This window comes from Paracoccus sp. MC1854, from assembly GCF_014164635.1.
GTDB lineage: Bacteria > Pseudomonadota > Alphaproteobacteria > Rhodobacterales > Rhodobacteraceae > Paracoccus.
In genome coordinates, this window is the sequence record NZ_JACJFU010000110.1 from 1 (window position 1) to 1,452 (window position 1,452).

The 1,452-nt window shown below is 59.0% G+C and carries 2 protein-coding genes; both read right to left on the reverse strand.

Annotation, left to right across the window (positions count from 1 at the left end; genetic code table 11):
* A partial coding sequence (locus H5395_RS18285; protein WP_182793961.1) for a transposase occupies positions 1-289 on the reverse strand: 289 nt, incomplete at its 3' end.
* 537 nt (positions 290-826) lie between these two features.
* A complete protein-coding gene (locus tag H5395_RS19680) occupies positions 827-1,279 on the reverse strand; it encodes a 3'-5' exonuclease (protein WP_182793962.1) in 453 nt (150 codons plus the stop codon).
* Between the last annotated feature and the right edge of the window lie 173 nt (positions 1,280-1,452).

Genomic DNA, 1,452 nt, shown 5'->3' on the forward strand with positions numbered 1-1,452 from the left:
AAGTTGCCCGAGGCGTTCGGCCACAGGCCTCACCACGCAGGATCAGCTTCTCCGGCGTCAGGCCGGAGACGGCCTTCCGCAGCCGCCCGTTCTCCTTCTCCCGCTCCTTCAGGCGTTTGCCCCGATCGCCCTGCAGCCCGCCGAACTCCTTGCGCCACCGGGAGCAGGTCAACTGCGTCACGCCGATCGAGCGCACCGCCCCGGCCACCGACCGGCCCCGCGACACCAACACGCCGACCTGCCGGAGCCTGGCCACGATCTCCTCGGGTTCGTGCTTCTTCCGGGACATTCCGCCGGCCTCCATCCGGCTCGAAAGCCTGCTTCAGGGAGGACCACTTTCCAGGGGGCGGACCACTCGCGTATAGCATCCGCCCGTGTAAAATCGCGTAACCTCTTTGCCTCCTGCCTATCGAGAAGCAATGCCGCAATACGACCTCTTGCTGGATGGTCGCCAACTGTCGAGACACCCGAACCAGCGATCCGGCCAGATCTTCAACGATGTGAATGACACAAATCTGGAAGAACCACGGGCAATGTCGGCTCCTCTTCCATGATTATATCGGAGACCGGTTCGGTGGGGCAAGAGGGTCGCTTCGGGGCTTTGGGACTCGTCGTCAAAGCGTGTCCCGAAGTGCCCCTTTTGTCCACCCGAGAGCCTGGAGCGAGGGTCAGGGGGGCGGCCAAAATTCCTTCCGGGCCGTTGATCCGCTTACGTCTTGAGGGTTTGTCGGCTGGAGCGGGTGAAGTGCTCCCCACTCCATCATGTCATTCCAAGCAATTGATGTTTCGAATTATTTAATTCTGTTGCGCAGCAGCTTGTGCAGCTTCATGTACAGCAAATTTTTTCCCCACACGCATACCATTTAGTAGCTGCGCCATATCGCCCAAGAACGTCAAGGAGTGAGTTCTCCGAATTAGGGGCAGCACTGTGCACCGCGGACCTAAAATCCGAGAAGATCTTCAAGGAACTCCGACGCAGGGTCATAAACCGAAAGCCACAGCCGTTTTCGGGACGGGTTTCGGCCACATAGAGTAGATGGCGCTCGGTCTCATAGACCTCACGGTGAGCGCGCTCATCGCTTGCAGATTGCAGTCGACCCTCGTCCGGCAACACGTCGGCATCACAGGTCATGACCACCACCGCACGATACTCCTGTCCTTTGGCATCGTGCATCAACCTGACAGATATCTCCTGATTGCCCGCGATTTCGACAGCCGCGCTGGCTCGCGGGACTTCGCGCCCGGATCGCAAGAGGACTGCGATCTTGGCAGGGGCCATACCCTCGCTCAGTCGCTCCTTGATCTAGGTCCCCGCCGCTTCGCTCTCCTCGGCCGGTAATCCTCCCCGAAAGTAAGGGGCTTCATAAGTAGAATTTTCTCGGCAAGATGAACGAGGAGATTTCGAATGAAGACAAGCAGATACACTGAGGCTCAGATCATCGCGATCCTGCG

What these genes read in the sequence shown, in the direction of transcription:
- H5395_RS19680 (WP_182793962.1), bottom strand. Translation starts at nt 1,279, where the DNA reads ATGGCCCCTGCCAAGATCGCAGTCCTCTTGCGATCCGGGCGCGAAGTC.